This window comes from Streptomyces griseus, from assembly GCF_001715295.1.
Classification (GTDB): Bacteria; Actinomycetota; Actinomycetes; order Streptomycetales; family Streptomycetaceae; genus Streptomyces; species Streptomyces griseus_G.
On record NZ_MDKB01000003.1, the window covers coordinates 727,013 to 742,280 of the forward strand.

At 71.0% G+C, this 15,268-nt stretch carries 15 protein-coding genes and 2 pseudogenes; 7 read left to right on the forward strand and 10 right to left on the reverse strand.

Going from position 1 to position 15,268, the window contains the following annotated elements:
• Positions 1-171 precede the first annotated feature (171 nt).
• Together dusB and BA175_RS19500 are read right to left on the reverse strand one after the other, a co-directional pair.
• Positions 172-1,320, reverse strand: coding sequence for a tRNA dihydrouridine synthase DusB (dusB, locus tag BA175_RS19495; protein ID WP_069172716.1), 1,149 nt, complete (start codon positions 1,318-1,320; stop codon positions 172-174).
• Positions 1,321-1,408: 88 nt separating this feature from the next.
• Positions 1,409-1,756, reverse strand: a pseudogene (locus BA175_RS19500) (MmyB family transcriptional regulator); the annotation flags it as partial.
• Between BA175_RS19500 and BA175_RS30600 the strand changes: the two are divergent.
• A pseudogene (locus tag BA175_RS30600) lies at positions 1,753-1,920 on the forward strand (MFS transporter); the annotation flags it as partial. The pseudogenes BA175_RS19500 and BA175_RS30600 overlap by 4 nt on opposite strands.
• Positions 1,921-1,990: 70 nt before the next feature.
• Here BA175_RS30600 and BA175_RS19505 read toward each other — a convergent pair.
• Both BA175_RS19505 and BA175_RS19510 read right to left on the reverse strand, forming a co-directional pair.
• On the reverse strand, positions 1,991-2,188 hold the full coding sequence (locus BA175_RS19505; RefSeq protein WP_069172717.1) for a DUF6243 family protein: 198 nt from the start codon (positions 2,186-2,188) through the stop codon (positions 1,991-1,993).
• A 509-nt stretch (positions 2,189-2,697) separates the two neighbouring features.
• Positions 2,698-4,080, reverse strand: coding sequence for a glycine--tRNA ligase (locus BA175_RS19510; protein WP_069172718.1), 1,383 nt, complete (start codon positions 4,078-4,080; stop codon positions 2,698-2,700).
• Between the two features lie 217 nt (positions 4,081-4,297).
• Here BA175_RS19510 and BA175_RS19515 point away from each other — a divergent pair, with 217 nt between their 5' ends.
• The 4 genes from BA175_RS19515 to BA175_RS19530 all read left to right on the forward strand — a co-directional run bounded on the left by BA175_RS19515 (position 4,298) and on the right by BA175_RS19530 (position 7,510).
• Positions 4,298-5,293 carry a metal ABC transporter substrate-binding protein gene (locus tag BA175_RS19515; RefSeq protein ID WP_069172719.1) on the forward strand — a complete coding sequence of 332 codons (996 nt, stop codon included), beginning with the start codon at positions 4,298-4,300 and terminating at the stop codon, positions 5,291-5,293.
• A gap of 80 nt (positions 5,294-5,373) precedes the next feature.
• A complete protein-coding gene (locus BA175_RS19520) occupies positions 5,374-6,114 on the forward strand; it encodes a metal ABC transporter ATP-binding protein (RefSeq protein WP_254667934.1) in 741 nt (246 codons plus the stop codon).
• Positions 6,115-6,116: 2 nt separating this feature from the next.
• Positions 6,117-7,010, forward strand: a complete 894-nt coding sequence (locus BA175_RS19525) for a metal ABC transporter permease (protein WP_069172721.1) — start codon at positions 6,117-6,119, stop codon at positions 7,008-7,010.
• 65 nt (positions 7,011-7,075) lie between these two features.
• Positions 7,076-7,510, forward strand: coding sequence for a Fur family transcriptional regulator (locus BA175_RS19530; protein ID WP_069172722.1), 435 nt, complete (start codon positions 7,076-7,078; stop codon positions 7,508-7,510).
• Positions 7,511-7,586: 76 nt separating this feature from the next.
• Here BA175_RS19530 and BA175_RS19535 read toward each other — a convergent pair whose 3' ends face one another.
• The 4 genes from BA175_RS19535 to leuA form a co-directional block, all read right to left on the reverse strand.
• A complete protein-coding gene (locus BA175_RS19535; RefSeq protein WP_069172723.1) occupies positions 7,587-8,399 on the reverse strand; it encodes an isoprenyl transferase in 813 nt (270 codons plus the stop codon).
• Positions 8,400-8,421: 22 nt separating this feature from the next.
• Entirely contained in the window at positions 8,422-9,168 is a 747-nt protein-coding gene (gene recO / locus BA175_RS19540; protein WP_069172724.1) for a DNA repair protein RecO, read from the reverse strand.
• A gap of 84 nt (positions 9,169-9,252) precedes the next feature.
• A complete protein-coding gene (locus BA175_RS19545; protein ID WP_079159718.1) occupies positions 9,253-9,954 on the reverse strand; it encodes a TerB family tellurite resistance protein in 702 nt (233 codons plus the stop codon).
• A gap of 232 nt (positions 9,955-10,186) precedes the next feature.
• Positions 10,187-12,001: a 2-isopropylmalate synthase gene (leuA, locus tag BA175_RS19550; RefSeq protein WP_069172726.1), complete on the reverse strand. Its 1,815-nt coding sequence runs from the start codon at positions 11,999-12,001 to the stop codon at positions 10,187-10,189.
• A 291-nt stretch (positions 12,002-12,292) separates the two neighbouring features.
• Here leuA and BA175_RS19555 point away from each other — a divergent pair, with 291 nt between their 5' ends.
• Positions 12,293-13,369: a M4 family metallopeptidase gene (locus tag BA175_RS19555; RefSeq protein WP_069172727.1), complete on the forward strand. Its 1,077-nt coding sequence runs from the start codon at positions 12,293-12,295 to the stop codon at positions 13,367-13,369.
• A gap of 61 nt (positions 13,370-13,430) precedes the next feature.
• A complete protein-coding gene (locus BA175_RS19560; RefSeq protein WP_069172728.1) occupies positions 13,431-13,697 on the forward strand; it encodes a protealysin inhibitor emfourin in 267 nt (88 codons plus the stop codon).
• A 108-nt stretch (positions 13,698-13,805) separates the two neighbouring features.
• On the opposite strand, the gene BA175_RS19565 is transcribed toward BA175_RS19560, so the two are convergent.
• Together BA175_RS19565 and BA175_RS19570 are read right to left on the reverse strand one after the other, a co-directional pair.
• Positions 13,806-14,834 carry a GTPase Era gene (locus BA175_RS19565; RefSeq protein ID WP_069172729.1) on the reverse strand — a complete coding sequence of 343 codons (1,029 nt, stop codon included), beginning with the start codon at positions 14,832-14,834 and terminating at the stop codon, positions 13,806-13,808.
• Between the two features lie 73 nt (positions 14,835-14,907).
• Complete coding sequence (locus BA175_RS19570; RefSeq protein ID WP_069172730.1) at positions 14,908-15,261, reverse strand: cytidine deaminase; 354 nt, start codon at positions 15,259-15,261, stop codon at positions 14,908-14,910.
• Between the last annotated feature and the right edge of the window lie 7 nt (positions 15,262-15,268).

The following is a 15,268-nucleotide window of genomic DNA, read 5'->3' on the forward strand; positions in this document are numbered from 1 at the left end:
CTGCGGCCACATTTCGGTCACTCAGGGGTACACCAGCATGGGCGGAGCGTGACGATTCGGAGCTGGCGGCGGTAGACCCCCTCGCACACACCGCCGAAACGCAAGCGCGACACGCAAAAGTCCCGCTCATATGAGCGGGACATCGTGAGGGCACTCGGTGCCCAGGAGGCCTCAGCCGCCCGAGGTGTCCAGTTCCGCCTCGGCACCCACACCCGCGCAGTCGTAGGGGTCCTTGAGCCAGCCGTCGGGCAGGGCCACCCGGTTGTTGCCGGAAGTGCGCCCGCGGGGGCCGTCCGCCCCCTCCGGCCACGGCTGGGAGAGGTCCAGCTCCCGCAGCTGGCCGTCCAGCTCCTCCAGCGAGGAGGTGACCGCGAGCTTCCTGCGCATCTCGGAACCCACCGCGAAGCCCTTGAGGTACCAGGCCACGTGTTTGCGGAAGTCGATCACGCCCCGGCTCTCGTCGCCGATCCACTCCCCCAGCAGCGTCGCGTGCCGCACCATGACGTCGGCGACCTCCCGCAGGGTGGGCGCCTGCCGGGTGCCCGTCCCCTCGAACGCGCTGACCAGGTCCGCGAAGAGCCAGGGCCGTCCCAGGCAGCCGCGGCCGACGACCACGCCGTCGCAGCCCGTCTCGCGCATCATCCGCAGGGCGTCGTCCGCGCACCAGATGTCGCCGTTGCCGAGGACGGGGATCTCGGGCACGTGCTCCTTGAGGCGGGCGATGGCGTCCCAGTCCGCGGTGCCGCCGTAGTGCTGGGCGGTGGTCCTGCCGTGCAGGGCGACCGCCGTGATGCCTTCCTCGACGGCGATGCGGCCGGCGTCGAGGTACGTCGTGTGGTCGTCGTCGATGCCCTTGCGCATCTTGATGGTGACCGGGAGATCGCCCGCGTGGGCCACGGCCTCACGGAGGATGGCGCGCAGCAGCGGCCGCTTGTACGGAAGCGCGGAACCGCCGCCCTTACGGGTCACCTTGGGGACCGGGCAGCCGAAGTTCAGGTCGATGTGGTCGGCGAGGTCCTCGTCCACGATCATGCGGACCGCCTTGCCGACGGTGACCGGGTCCACTCCGTACAGCTGGATGGAGCGCGGGGTCTCGCTCGCGTCGAAGTGGATGAGCTGCATGGTCTTCTCGTTGCGCTCGACCAGCGCCCGGGTGGTGATCATCTCGCTGACGAACAGCCCCTTGCCGCCGGAGAACTCACGGCACAGGGTGCGGAACGGGGCGTTGGTGATGCCGGCCATGGGGGCGAGCACGACCGGCGGCCGCACGGCGTGCGGGCCGATCGTGAGCAGCGGGAGAGCGGGGGCGAGCGTGGTCATTCCCCCATTGTCGCGCACCCCGGCCGCAGCCCGGTCGGCGAGCGGCCTCCGGAGGACAGCGGCCCCCGGCCGGGACGCCGGCCCCGGGTCAGGCGCGGTCCCGGGCGAGCGCCGACTCCGTCAGGCGCTCCACCCCCCGGCGGGACTCTTCGTCGGCGGGGACGTACGACACCAGGCGCGGGCCCGTCGAGGGGCCGAGCCACAGGTCGGTGTGGTCGAGCCGGAGCAGCCCCACCTCGGCGTTACGGAAGAGTTTGGTCCCGTTGGCGGGGCCCACGACCGCGTGCCGGGCCCAGACCTCACGGAACTCCGGCGAGGCCGCTTCCAGACGGGCCAGGAGCGTCTTCCACGCGGGCTCGGCCAGGTGCTCCGCCATGGCGCCGCGGAACTTCGCCGCCATCACCCGGTGCGTGCCCGGCAGGTCGACGAGCGCGGCAGGCCGCTCTGGCGCTGGGCGTCGCGACGCTCGGCACGCTGTTCCTGTCGCTGGCGTCGGGGCAGGGGATGCGGGACGCCCTGGCCGTGACGCTGCTGGTGCAGCTGGCGGCCGTCGTGCTGACGACCCTGCTGAGCCTGCGGCTGCCCCGCTCGGTGGGATGAGCGGGAAGACGGGCGCGGCCCGGAACACCGAGGTGGTCCGGGCCGCGCTCGTACGGGTGGTGCGAGGAGGTCAGCTCTCGGCCGGTGCGTCCTGCGCCGGTGCGGCCTCGGCGGCCCGCTCACGCATCTTGCGTACGAGCTCCTGCTTCTTGTCCTCGGCGGCCTTGCGGTCGGCTGTGCGGGCGGGGCCCGCACCCTGCTGTTCGGCGCGGGACAGCTTCTTGCGCTGTCCGCCCACACCGAGAAGGTTGTTGCGGCTCTTGGCCACGGGGTTCTCCCATTCGTGGTGAGACGTGAGGTCCGACGTGATCGGGGACCGGGAATCGAATCGATGGGCGACGGGCGTTCGGGCCCGTCGCGCGCTCACTCGTAGATCTGGAAGAACGAATACATACCCAGAAGGTACCCCGCCTGCCGGTGCGCCTCATCCGGTTTTCCGCCGCCGCCGGTCCCGGCCTCCCCGCCGGCGCGCCGCTCCCCCGCTCAGGCCGTCGGGTCGACCGTCGCCCGGTGGGCGTCGGTCAGGTGCTCCTCGGCCTCCGGCCAGGGCAGGAACTACGCCGCTCCACGCCGGTCGCAGGTGTCGCAGGCCGGCTGCCGCCGCACCCCCGGCCTCCTCACGTGCACGACGTGTGCACGACCGCGCCGGTCCCGTCTCGTGACCGTGCTCGTGGTCCTGGACGGCATCCCGGCCCCCTGGGGACGGGGTGCGCCCGGTGTGCCCGGAGCCCCCGTTTCCCGGTGGGGAAACGGGGGCTCCGGTACGCGGCGGGGCGGTCAGCAGCCCAGCAGGCGGGAGCCGAGGTAGCTCTGGATCTGGTCCAGGGAGACGCGCTCCTGCTTCATGGTGTCGCGCTCGCGCACGGTCACCGCGTTGTCGTCGAGGGTGTCGAAGTCGACGGTGACGCAGAACGGCGTGCCGATCTCGTCCTGGCGGCGGTAACGGCGGCCGATGGCGCCCGCGTCGTCGAACTCGATGTTCCAGTTCTGCCGCAGGTCGGCGGCGAGGCCCTTGGCCTTCGGCGACAGCTGCGGGTTACGGGACAGCGGCAGGACGGCGACCTTGACCGGCGCGAGGCGCGGGTCGAGACGCATCACGGCGCGCTTCTCCATGACGCCCTTGGCGTTGGGCGCCTCGTCCTCGTTGTAGGCGTCCAGGAGGAAGGCCAGCAGCGAACGGCCGACGCCGGCCGCGGGCTCGATGACGTACGGCGTGTAACGCTCGCCCTTCTCCTGGTCGAAGTAGGAGAGGTCCGTGCCGGAGGCCTTGGAGTGCGCGGTGAGGTCGTAGTCCGTGCGGTTGGCGACGCCCTCCAGCTCACCCCACTCGCTGCCGCCGAAGCGGAAGCGGTACTCGATGTCGGCGGTGCGCTTGGAGTAGTGGGAGAGCTTCTCCTGCGGGTGCTCGAACCACCGCATGTTCTCCTCGCGCAGGCCGAGACCGGTGTACCAGTTCCAGCGCTGCTCCATCCAGTACTCCTGCCACTGCTCGTCCTCGCCCGGCTTGACGAAGAACTCCATCTCCATCTGCTCGAACTCGCGCGTGCGGAAGATGAAGTTGCCCGGAGTGATCTCGTTCCGGAAGGACTTGCCCATCTGCGCGATGCCGAACGGCGGCTTCTTGCGCGAGGTCTGCTGCACCTGGCCGAAATTGGTGAAGATGCCCTGGGCGGTCTCGGGACGCAGGTAGGCGACCGAGCCGGAGTCCTGGGTCGGGCCGAGGTGGGTGGAGAGCAGACCCGAGAACTGCTTGGGCTCGGTGAACGTGCCCTTGTTGCCGCAGTTGGGGCAGTTGAGGTCGGCCAGCCCGTTGACGGGCGGCTTGCCGTGCTTCTCCTCGTACGCCTCCTCCAGGTGGTCGGCGCGGTAGCGCTTGTGGCAGGAGGTGCACTCGGTGAGCGGGTCGGAGAACGTGGCGACGTGGCCGGAGGCGACCCACACCTCGGGGGCCAGGATGACCGACGAGTCGAGACCGACCACGTCCTCGCGGGAGGTGACCATGTAGCGCCACCACTGGCGCTTGAGGTTCTCCTTCAGCTCGACGCCCAGCGGCCCGTAGTCCCAGGCGGCCTTCTGGCCACCGTAGATCTCACTGCAGGGATAGACGAAGCCACGGCGCTTGCTCAGGCTGACGATGGTGTCGATCTTGTCGGCGGCCACGGTGCTCTCTTCATTACGACGAAACGGGGACAAGGACGGCGCGGAGCGCCGCGGTGGGGGGTGGTGATCCGAAGACGGGCGGGCGAATACCTCAGATTACCGGCGGGCGCACCCCCCGGATCAAATCGGTGGGGCCGTACCGCCGGCCCCGAACCGTGACCAGTCATCTCATACGCCTTGTTGACAATCGTTTCCACTTTTGTTGAAAATGACTGTCATGAACGTACGCCGCCTCATACCCACCGCCGCCGTCGCCGCCACGGCCGCCCTCGGTCTCACCACGCTGACCGCCTGTTCCTCCTCCGACGCGGCCGGCCACGCGGACGGCGGCAAGCTCGAGGTGGTGGCGTCCTTCTACCCGATGACGTACCTCGCCGAGGAGATCGGCGGCTCGCACGTCTCCGTCACCACCCTGACCAAGCCCGGCGTGGAGCCGCACGACCTGGAGCTCTCGCCGAGGCAGATCGGCGGCCTGAGCGACGCCGACTACATCCTCTTCCTCAAGGGCGTCCAGCCCGCCGTCGACGACGCCGTCGGCCAGGCGGGGGTGAAGAACACCGTGGACGCGGCGGAGCTCACCACGCTGGAGAACCACGGCTCCGAGGTCGACGGCCACGACCACGGGCACGCGGAGGGCGAGGAGCACGGGGACGAAGGGCACGGGGACGAAGGGCACGGGAGCGAGGAGGCCGGTCGGGACCCCCACGTCTGGCTGGACCCGGTGAAGTACGCCGAGGTCGCCGAGGGGGTCGGGAAGTCCCTGGAGAAGGCCGACCCCGACCACGCCGCGGACTACCGCAAGAACACCACCGCCCTGGTCGGCAAGCTCCACGCACTGGACACGGCGTACGAGAACGGGCTGAAGACCACCGCGACCAGGACGTTCGTCACCACGCACTCAGCCTTCGGCTACCTCGCCGAACGCTACGGCCTCACCCAGGAGGGCATCGCCGGCCTCGACCCCGAGACCGAGCCCAGCCCCGCCCGGATCAGCGAGATCCACTCCGTCGCCGAGAAGAACAAGGCCACCACGGTCTTCTTCGAGACGCTCGCCAGCGACCGCACCGCCAGGACCCTGGCGAAGGACCTCGGCCTGAGGACGGACGTGCTGGATCCCCTGGAGGGAATCACCGGCAAGTCCAAGGGCGCTGACTACATCGAGGTCATGACGTCCAACCTGACCGCGCTGCAGAAGGCCCTCGGCGCGAAGTGACCCCCGCACCGTCCGTACCAGCCGCAGCAGCACCGGAGGCGATCGTGACCGAGCCCCGTACGTCCGAACCCGTGATCCGCATGCGTGGAGCCACGGCGACGCTCGGCGCGCGCCCCGTACTGCGTGGCGTCGACCTCACCGTCCATGCCGGGGAGGTCGCGGCGCTGCTCGGCGCCAACGGGTCCGGCAAGTCCACCGCCGTACGCTCCGTCATCGGCCAGGTCCCGCTCACCGGCGGCACCGTCGAGCTCTTCGGCACCCCGCTGCGGCGCTTCCGCCGGTGGGCCCGCGTCGGGTACGTCCCGCAGCGCACCACCGCCGCCGGAGGCGTCCCCGCCACGGTCCGCGAGGTCGTCGCCTCCGGCCGGCTGTCCCGCACGAGGCTGCGGCCCCCGGGCCGGGCGGACCGGGCGGCCGTCGAACGGGCCATCGGGCTCGTCGGTCTCACCGACCGGGCCGCCGACTCCGTGAACGCCCTCTCCGGCGGCCAGCACCAGCGCGTCCTGATCGCCCGGGCCCTCGCCTCGGAGCCCGAACTGCTGATCATGGACGAACCGATGGCGGGCGTCGACCTGGCCAGTCAGGAGATCCTCGCCCAGACCCTGCGCGAGCAGGTCGCCGCCGGTACGACGGTGCTGCTCGTCCTGCACGAACTCGGCCCGCTGGAACCGCTCATCGACCGGGCGGTCGTGCTGCGCGACGGCTGCGTGACGCACGACGGACCACCCCCCGAGGCCGTGGGCCAGCACGCCCTGCCCGGCCACGACCACGTACACCCCCACGCGGCCTCCGAGCCCGCCCGGACGGGACTGCTGACCTGATCATGGAATTCCTCACACCGCCCTTCATGCAGCGGGCACTCGTCGCGGCCGTGCTGGTCGGGATCACCGCTCCCGCCATCGGCATCTACCTGGTCCAGCGCCGCCAGGCCCTCATGGGCGACGGCATCGGGCACATCGCCATGACCGGCGTCGGTCTCGGCTTCCTGCTCTCCACCAACCCCGTCTGGATGGCCACCCTCGTCGCCGTGGCGGGCTCCGTCGTCATGGAACTGATCCGCTGGTACGGGCGCACCCGCGGCGACATCGCCCTGGCCATGCTGTTCTACGGCGGCATGGCGGGCGGCGTGATGCTGATCAACCTCTCCGACACCGGCTCCAACGCCAACCTCACCTCGTTCCTCTTCGGCTCCCTGTCGACGGTCTCCGAGGAGGACGTCACCGCGATCGTGGTGCTGGCCGCCCTCGTGGTGCTGGTCACCGTGGGGCTGCGGCGGCAACTGTTCGCGGTCAGCCAGGACGAGGAGTTCGCCCGGGTCACCGGGCTGCCGGTGCGCGCGCTCAACCTGCTGGTCGCCGTGACGGCGGCGGTCACGGTCACCGTCGCGATGCGGGTCGTCGGCCTGCTGCTCGTCAGCGCGCTCATGGTCGTCCCGGTCGCCGCCGCCCAGCAGATCTCGAAGTCCTTCCGGGCGACGTTCGTCCTGGCCGTGGTCATCGGCACGGCCGTGACCCTGGCCGGGACGGTGACCTCGTACTACCAGGACGTACCACCCGGCGCGACGATCGTGCTGCTGGCCATCGCCGCGTTCGTCGCGCTGACCGCGCTCGCCACACCACTGGCCCGCAGGCGGGCCCGCGCACGCGAGGAGGACCCGGGGCAGTGCACCCTGGAGGTACCGGCGGCGCGCCCGGCCGGGGACGACGTACGGGTGTGACCGCGATGCGGGAGCGGGCTGGCACAATGGCCCGACACACGTACGGGCGACACGAGGAGGCAGCTGTGGCGACAGCGCCGATCAGTGGCACGAACGCGGCTCCGGTGCGCGGCCGGTCCACCCGGCAGCGGGCGGCGGTCGCGGCGGCGCTCGACGAGGTGGACGAGTTCCGGAGCGCGCAGGACCTCCACGACGTGCTCAAGCACCGGGGGGACTCGGTCGGGCTGACCACCGTCTACCGCACGCTCCAGTCCCTCGCCGACGCGGGCGAGGTCGACGTCCTGCGCACCACGGACGGCGAGGCGGTCTACCGCCGCTGCTCGACGGGTGAACACCACCACCACCTGGTGTGCCGGGTCTGCGGCAAGGCGGTCGAGGTGGAGGGCCCGGCCGTGGAGCAGTGGGCCGAGACCATCGCCTCGCAGCACGGCTACGTGAACGTGGCGCACACCGTGGAGATCTTCGGCACGTGCGCCGACTGCGCGGGCGCGCGGGGATGACGCCCCCGGGGGCTCGGCCCCCGGAAGCCCCCGGCGTCGCCCGGGGGCCCCGCACACCCCCGGGCGCCACCCCGCCTCAGGACGAGGCGGCCTCCACCGCACCGCCGAAGCGCCGGTCCCGCCGGGCGAACTCCAGGCAGGCCCGCCACAGGTCGCGGCGGTCGAAGTCCGGCCACAGCACGTCCTGGAAGACCATCTCGGCGTAGGCGCTCTGCCAGATCAGGTAGTTGGACGTGCGCTGCTCACCGCTGGGGCGCACGAAGAGGTCCACGTCCGGCATGTCGGGGTAGTAGATGTACTTCGCGAACGTCTTCTCGTTGACCTTGGACGGGTCCAGCTTCCCCGCCGCGACGTCCCGCGCGATGGCCTGGGCGGCGTCCGCGATCTCGGCCCGGCCGCCGTAGTTGACGCAGAAGTACAACGTCATCCTGTCGTTGTCCTCGGTCTGCTCCTGGGCGACCTGGAGCTCCTGGACGACGGACTTCCACAGCTTCGGCATGCGGCCGACCCAGCGGATGCGGATACCGAGCTCGTCCATCTCGTCACGGCGGCGGCGGATGACGTCCCGGTTGAAGTTCATGAGGAACTTCACCTCCTCCGGCGAACGCTTCCAGTTCTCGGTGGAGAAGGCGTACAGCGAGAGGTTCTTGACCCCCATCTCGATGCAGCCCTTGAGGACGTCCATGACGACGCCCTCGCCGACCTTGTGGCCCTCGGTGCGCGGGAGGCCACGCTCCTTGGCCCAGCGTCCGTTGCCGTCCATCACCACGGCGACGTGCTTGGGCACGAGCTCGCCGGGGATCTTCGGCGGGGTGGCGCCGGAGGGGTGCGGCTCGGGGGTCTTGTACTCACGCCGGTTTCGGCCGCCGAGCATCCCGCGTACTGCCATGGGCTTCTCTCGTCTCCCTGTGTCACTTCTCTACGTACCGGAGCGAGCGCAGGCCGCGCTCCAGATGCCAGTGCAGATAGGCGGACACGAGCCCGCTCCCCTCCCTGACATGACGCGCCTGGGACGCGTCCGCCGTCTCCCAGTCACCGGTGAGCAGTGCGCTCAGCAGTTCGACGGCCTCCGCCGAGGGTACGACGCTGCCGGGCACCCGGCAGTCGCCGCATATGACGCCGCCGGCCGCGACGGAGAAGAACCGGTTCGGTCCGGGCATTCCGCACTTGGCGCAGTCGTCGAAGCTCGGGGCGTAGCCGTTGACGGCGAGGGAACGCAGCAGGAAGGCGTCCAGGATGAGGTTCGGGGCGTGCTCGGCGCGGGCGAGGGTGCGCAGCCCGCCGACGAGCAGCAGGTACTGCTGGACCGCGGGTTCGCCCTCGTGGTCGGTGAACCGCTCGGCGGTCTCCAGCATCGCGGTGCCCGCCGTGTAGCGGCCGTAGTCGGAGACGATGCCACCGCCGTACGGGGCGATCGTCTCGCTCTGGGTGCACAGGGGCAGTCCGCGGCCGACCAGCTCGCTGCCGCGGGCGAAGAACTGCACGTCCACGTGGGAGAAGGGCTCGAGGCGCGCACCGAACTTCGACTTGGTGCGGCGCACCCCGCGCGCGACGGCGCGTACCCGGCCGTGGCCCCGGGTCAGGATCGTGATGATCCGGTCGGCCTCGCCCAGCTTCTGCGTACGCAGTACGACGCCGTCGTCCCGGAACAAGCTCATGCGTCCATTGTCGCCCACCGCGACGGCGCCCCGTCGGCGGTCCTCGCTCCCGGTGCCCCGGGGACGTCTCCGGGCCCCGCGAGGTCAGGAGGGCGTGCGCGCCGCGGCGGCGAGCAGCCTCGTGGTGTCGTCGGGGCGGATCCGCAGGGCGCTGCCCACGGTGGCCAGGACCTCGCGCTCCGCCTGGCCGTACGGGCCGTCGGCGAGCGCGATCCTGGCGCCCTGCAGCAGGACCGACTCCCGTCCGGCCACGGCCAGGTGCGGGGCGAGCGGCCCCAGCGCCTCGTGCAGTTCGATGGCGAGGGCGGCGCTGCAGGCCTCGGCCCCGGGACCGGTGCCGTCCGGGCCGGTGTCGGCTGCGAGGACCTCGGCGATCGTGAAGAGCTGCTCCTGGGTGCAGTCGTCGAGCCCGGCGTCGCGGACGGTGGCCGCGGCGGTCTCCAGGACCGTACGGGAGGTGGTGCCGCCGGCCGCGAGCACGGCGAGGGCGACGGTGTGCACGGCCTCGCGCAGCATGGCGGAGAAGCGGGTGGTGGTGGGGTGGTCGAGGGTGTCGACCGGGAAGTGATCCCGGCAGGCGGCGCATTCGACGACGGGCCCCGCGCTCCCGCGCGCCCAAAGCGGCAGGCCGAGCACGGTGAGGCGTCGGCGCCCGCTGAGACGCCGGTAGTTGCGGTCGCCTCCGCAGCCCGGACAGAAGAACTCGCCGTCGCCGACGGTGTCCCACACGGTACGGATGCCGTACATGCGCAGTCCTATGGCGCGTTGTCCCTTGGCCGGCCGCACGTCGCACACCTCCGCAACTCCCCCTGGCCCTTCAGGCACGGGAGGTACCCCACGGCGACATTGCCGCGTTGGACGTGATGTTAGCCACATGCGCGTGGGGACGTCAGCCTTCCGGACGTCACAACACCCGGACATGGCCGAACCCCGGCCACCCTCGGCGGGCGGACGGGGCTCGTGGACCGGACGGTTCCGCGGCTTATCGGACGTTTGTGCCGTCGGGGGCCGTACCGCGTCAGCGGGTCGCGCGGTTGACCGCGGAGACCACGGCCTTGAGCGAGGCGCGCGTGGTGTTGGCGTCGATACCGATGCCCCACAGCACCTTGCCGTCGATGGCGCACTCGATGTAGGAGGCGGCCTGGGCGCTCGCGCCCTCGCTCATCGTGTGCTCGGTGTAGTCCAGCAGGCGGGCGTCGATGCCGATGGCCTGCAGCGCTTCGAAGAAGGCGGAGATGGGCCCGTTGCCGACGCCGCTCAGCACGGTGTCCACACCGTCGACGGTGGCCTCGACGGTGATCGTGTCGCGGCCGTCCGACCCGGTCGTGGTCTGGCCGGAGCGGATCTGTACGCGTCCCCACCGGTCCGCGGCGTCGTCCGGGTTGGGCAGGTACTCGTCCTGGAAGGTGGACCAGATCTGGTCCGGCGTGACCTCGCCGCCCTCGGCGTCGGTCTTGGCCTGAATGATCCGGGAGAACTCGATCTGCATGCGGCGCGGCAGGTCCAGCTTGTGGTCGTTCTTCAGGACGTAGGCGATGCCGCCCTTGCCGGACTGCGAGTTGACCCGGATGACCGCCTCGTACGAGCGGCCGACGTCCTTCGGGTCGATCGGCAGGTACGGCACGGCCCACTCGAGATCGTCGACGGTGACACCCTCGCCCCGGGCGGCCGCGTCGGCCTCCATGGCGTCGAAGCCCTTCTTGATGGCGTCCTGGTGGGAGCCGGAGAAGGCGGTGTAGACGAGGTCGCCCGCGTAGGGGTGGCGCGGGTGGACCTCCATCTGGTTGCAGTACTCGCTGGTGCGGCGGATCTCGTCGATCTGGGAGAAGTCGATCTGCGGGTCGACGCCCTGGGAGAAGAGGTTCATGCCCAGGGTCACCAGGTCGACGTTGCCGGTGCGCTCGCCCTGCCCGAACAGACAGCCCTCGATGCGGTCCGCGCCGGCCATCAGGGCCAGCTCGGCGGCGGCCACGGCGGTGCCGCGGTCGTTGTGCGGGTGCACCGACAGGCAGACGTGCTCCCGGCGGGTCAGGTGGCGGGACATCCACTCGAACCGGTCCGCGTGCGTGGACGGCGTCGAACGCTCCACGGTGGCGGGCAGGTTCAGGATGATCTCCCGGCCCTCCTCGGGCTGCCAGACGTCACAGACGGCCTCGCAGACCTCCAGGGCGAAGTCCAGTTCGGTGTCGGTGAAGATCTCCGGGCTGTACTGGTAGCCGAAGATCGTCTCGCTGCCCAGGATCTTGTCCGCGTACTCCATGACCAGCCGGGTGCCGTCCACGGCGATCTGCTTGACCTGCTCCTTCGAACCGCGGAAGACCACACGGCGGAAGGTGGGCGCGGTGGCGTTGTAGAGGTGGACGGTGGCGCGGCGCGCGCCGACCAGCGACTCGACGGTCCGCTCGATCAGCTCCTCGCGCGCCTGCGTCAGGACGGAGATCGTCACGTCCTCGGGGATCGCGCCCTCTTCGATGATGGAGCGCACGAAGGCGAAGTCGGTCTCGCCGGAGGACGGGAAGCCGACCTCGATCTCCTTGTAGCCCATGCGTACGAGCAGGTCGAACATCTCGCGCTTGCGGGCCGGGGACATCGGGTCGATCAGTGCCTGATTGCCGTCGCGCAGGTCCGTGGACAGCCAGCGGGGGGCGCGGGTGATGCGGTTGTCCGGCCAGGTGCGGTCGGCGATGTCCACGGCCTCGTACCCGCGGTACTTGTGGACCGGCATCCCGGACGGCTTCTGCAGCTGCGTCGCGTTGGTGACCGGGGTGGGGCCGCCGACAGGGGCGGCGCTCTCGGCGTCCGCGGCGTTCCGGGCGGGGTTTACGGCAGTCATGGCGTACGGCTCCTCTGAGGTACAGCGGGGCGGCCGACTGGGTCGCTGCACCAGCGAACTCCGCGGGGAGGGAGCCGGCCTACGACTACAGGCCCTCGCCGCGGCAGCTAAGGAGGAGCAGCCCGAAACGCATGATGCGACGAGACTAACCGAGAGATCTCCACCGCGTCGGCCTGTATCAGTATGCGGGATCGGACGCCCATGGGGGCAAAACGGTGACTCATCACTCCATTTCGTCAATCACGGTCGCAACCAGTGACAGCGCGATGACGGAGTGCCACAGTCGCATCCATGCAGCCTCGACCGAACAACGGCTTCCAGCCCGTCTTCTGCACCATCGTTCCGCCCCACCTCCTCGACAAGCTGTCCCAGGCCGACGACCCGGTCCTGGCCGGTCCCGCCCGCCGCACCCTGGAGACCGACGGGGCCCGGCGCCGCCACCGGCGCACGACCGCGCTGGCCCGGACACCCTCCGGCCCCCGCAACGCCGACCCGGTGCCGACCAAGCCCCACCGCACCCTCTACGACTGCCGGCACGGCACCGACCTGCCCGGCCACAAGGTCCGCGACGAGGGCGACGAACCCACCCGGGACGCCAGCGTCAACCGCGCGTACGCCGGGCTCGGCGCCACCTTCGACCTGCTGCTCACGGAGTACGGCCGCAGTTCGATCGACGGCAGGGGGCTGCCCCTCATCGGCTCCGTGCACTACGACGAGAAGTACAACAACGCCTTCTTCGACGGCGAGCAGATGGTCTTCGGGGACGGGGACGGGGAGATCTTCCTCGACTTCACCGTCGCCATCGACGTCATCGCGCACGAACTGGCGCACGGGCTGACCCAGTACACGGCCAACCTGGCGTACGAGGGCCAGTCGGGCGCGCTCAACGAGTCGGTGTCCGACGTCTTCGGCTCCCTGGTCAAGCAGTACTCGCTCGGCCAGAGCGCGGAACAGGGCGACTGGCTGATCGGCGCGGGGCTGCTCGCACCCCGGGTCAGCGGGGTCGCGCTGCGCTCGATGAAGGCCCCGGGCACGGCGTACGACGACGACGTCCTCGGCAAGGACCCGCAGCCCGCCTCGATGGACGACTACATCGAGACGGAGGAGGACAACGGCGGGGTGCACCTCAACTCCGGCATCCCCAACCGTGCCTTCTACCTCCTCGCCACCGCCCTCGGCGGCAACGCCTGGGAGCGGGCCGGCCGGATCTGGTTCGACGTGCTGACCGGGGGCGAGCTGGCCCAGGACGCGTCGTTCACGGACTTCGCGAAGCTCACCGTCGCCGCGGCCCGGAGCCGTTTCGGGGAGGGCGACGACACCGAGGCGGTACTGAAGGCCTGGTCGGAGGTGGGCGTGCCGACCCGCTGACCGGGTACGTACGGATACGGAACCGGGATCGTCCGGACGGGTCGGGCAGGAGCCGCCACACATGCGCATTCAGGTGAGCCGGACCGGTGGTTTCGCCGGCATCGCACGTCACGGGGAGGTCGACACCTCGGGTCGGCCGGACGCCGCGGAGTGGGAGTCCCTGGCCGAAGCGGTGCTCACCGCCGGCCGGGAAGGCCCCCCGGCGGGGGTGCCGGACGGTTTCCGCTACCGGATCACCGTGGGCGACCGGACGGTGCACTGCGCGGACCCCCGTCTGACGGACGCGCAGCGCACGCTGATCTCACGTGTGCTGGACGAGGGCGCCTGAAGCGGGGCGCCCCGGCCGGCCCGGGGGCGGGCGGCCGGGCCCGGGTGGCCTCCGCCGCACCCGCTCCCGGCCGGTCCGGGGCGCCGGACGGCTCGGAGGCGGGGCCGCTCAGAACCCCAGCTTGCGCAGCTGCTTCGGGTCCCGCTGCCAGTCCTTGGCGACCTTCACGTGCAGGTCCAGGAAGACCGGCGTCCCCAGCAGCGCCTCGATGTGCTTACGCGACTTGGTGCCCACGTCCTTCAGCCGCTTGCCCTTCGGGCCGATGATGATGCCCTTCTGGCTCGGCCGCTCGATGTAGACGTTCGCGTGGATGTCCAGCAGCGGCTTGTCCGCCGGACGGTCCTCGCGCGGCAGCATCTCCTCGACGACGACCGCGATGGAGTGCGGCAGCTCGTCCCGCACCCCTTCCAGGGCGGCCTCGCGGATCAGCTCCGCGACCATGACCATCTCGGGCTCGTCGGTGAGGTCGCCCTCCGGGTAGAGCGGCGGGCTCTCCGGGAGCAGCGGGGCGATCAGGTCGGCCAGGAGTCCGACCTGGCCTGCCCCTCGCCCACCACCGCCCTTGTTCGAGGGACTGCGTCCCGCCTCCTGCTCCTCCTTGACCGCGGAGACCGGGACGATCTCCGCCCACTCGAAGCCGAGTTCCTCGCCGAGCCGGGAGACGGCCAGCAGCTGTTCGGCGAGCGTCTTGGAGTCGACCAGGTCGGTCTTGGTGATGATCGCGATCTTCGGGGTCTTCTTGATCCCGGCGAGTTCCTTGATGATGAACGTGTCGCCGGGGCCGAGCTTCTGGTCGGCGGGCAGGCAGAAGCCGATGACGTCGACCTCGGCCCAGGTGGTCCGCACGACGTCGTTCAGCCGCTCGCCGAGCAGCGTGCGCGGCTTGTGGAGACCAGGCGTGTCCACCAGGATCAGCTGGGCGTCGGGGCGGTGCACGATGCCCCGCACGGTGTGCCGGGTGGTCTGGGGGCGGTTGGAGGTGATCGCCACCTTCTGACCGACCAGAGCGTTCGTGAGGGTGGACTTGCCCGCGTTGGGGCGGCCCACGAAGCAGGCGAAGCCGGCCCGGTGGGGGACGTCGTTCTCCGTCTGCTCCGCAGCAACTTCTGTGTTCGGTCGAGCGCTCATGGCGCCCATTCTCCCCGATCCCGGCGGCGCCGTTGCACAGCAGGGCGCCGCGTACGCCCGGAGGGGGCACGGCGGCCCCGGTTCAGCCGGCGGTCACCCGGGTCCGGAGCGTCCCGTCGGGCCCGGCGAGCAGCACGGGGGTGCCCGGGCCGCCCAGGTCCCGTACGGCCGCCCGGTCCGCCTCCGAGGGGGTCCCGGCCGCGGTGACGACCGCCGCCGCCTCCAGGGACGTGGCGCCCCCCGCCACCGCCATGGCGACGGCGGTCTGCAGCGCGCTGAGCTTCAGCGACTCCAGTTCCACGGTGCCCGCGGCGTAGGTGCGTCCTGTCTCGTCCCGGACCGCCGCGCCCTCGGGCACTCCGTTGCGGGCACGGACGCTGCGTGCCAGCGTGACGATCTTGCGGTCCTCGGGGCCGAGGTCGGTGGTATCGGTCATGTGCTGA

Coding starts and splice junctions, on each gene's coding strand:
- BA175_RS19565 (WP_069172729.1), bottom strand. CDS start 14,834: ATGGGCGCCATGAGCGCTCGACCGAACACAGAAGTTGCTGCGGAGCAG.
- dusB (WP_069172716.1), bottom strand. CDS start 1,320: ATGACCACGCTCGCCCCCGCTCTCCCGCTGCTCACGATCGGCCCGCAC.
- BA175_RS19570 (WP_069172730.1), bottom strand. CDS start 15,261: ATGACCGATACCACCGACCTCGGCCCCGAGGACCGCAAGATCGTCACG.
- BA175_RS19515 (WP_069172719.1), top strand. CDS start 4,298: ATGAACGTACGCCGCCTCATACCCACCGCCGCCGTCGCCGCCACGGCC.
- recO (WP_069172724.1), bottom strand. CDS start 9,168: ATGAGCTTGTTCCGGGACGACGGCGTCGTACTGCGTACGCAGAAGCTG.
- BA175_RS19560 (WP_069172728.1), top strand. CDS start 13,431: ATGCGCATTCAGGTGAGCCGGACCGGTGGTTTCGCCGGCATCGCACGT.
- leuA (WP_069172726.1), bottom strand. CDS start 12,001: ATGACTGCCGTAAACCCCGCCCGGAACGCCGCGGACGCCGAGAGCGCC.
- BA175_RS19525 (WP_069172721.1), top strand. CDS start 6,117: ATGGAATTCCTCACACCGCCCTTCATGCAGCGGGCACTCGTCGCGGCC.
- BA175_RS19520 (WP_254667934.1), top strand. CDS start 5,374: ATGCGTGGAGCCACGGCGACGCTCGGCGCGCGCCCCGTACTGCGTGGC.
- BA175_RS19535 (WP_069172723.1), bottom strand. CDS start 8,399: ATGGCAGTACGCGGGATGCTCGGCGGCCGAAACCGGCGTGAGTACAAG.
- BA175_RS19555 (WP_069172727.1), top strand. CDS start 12,293: ATGCAGCCTCGACCGAACAACGGCTTCCAGCCCGTCTTCTGCACCATC.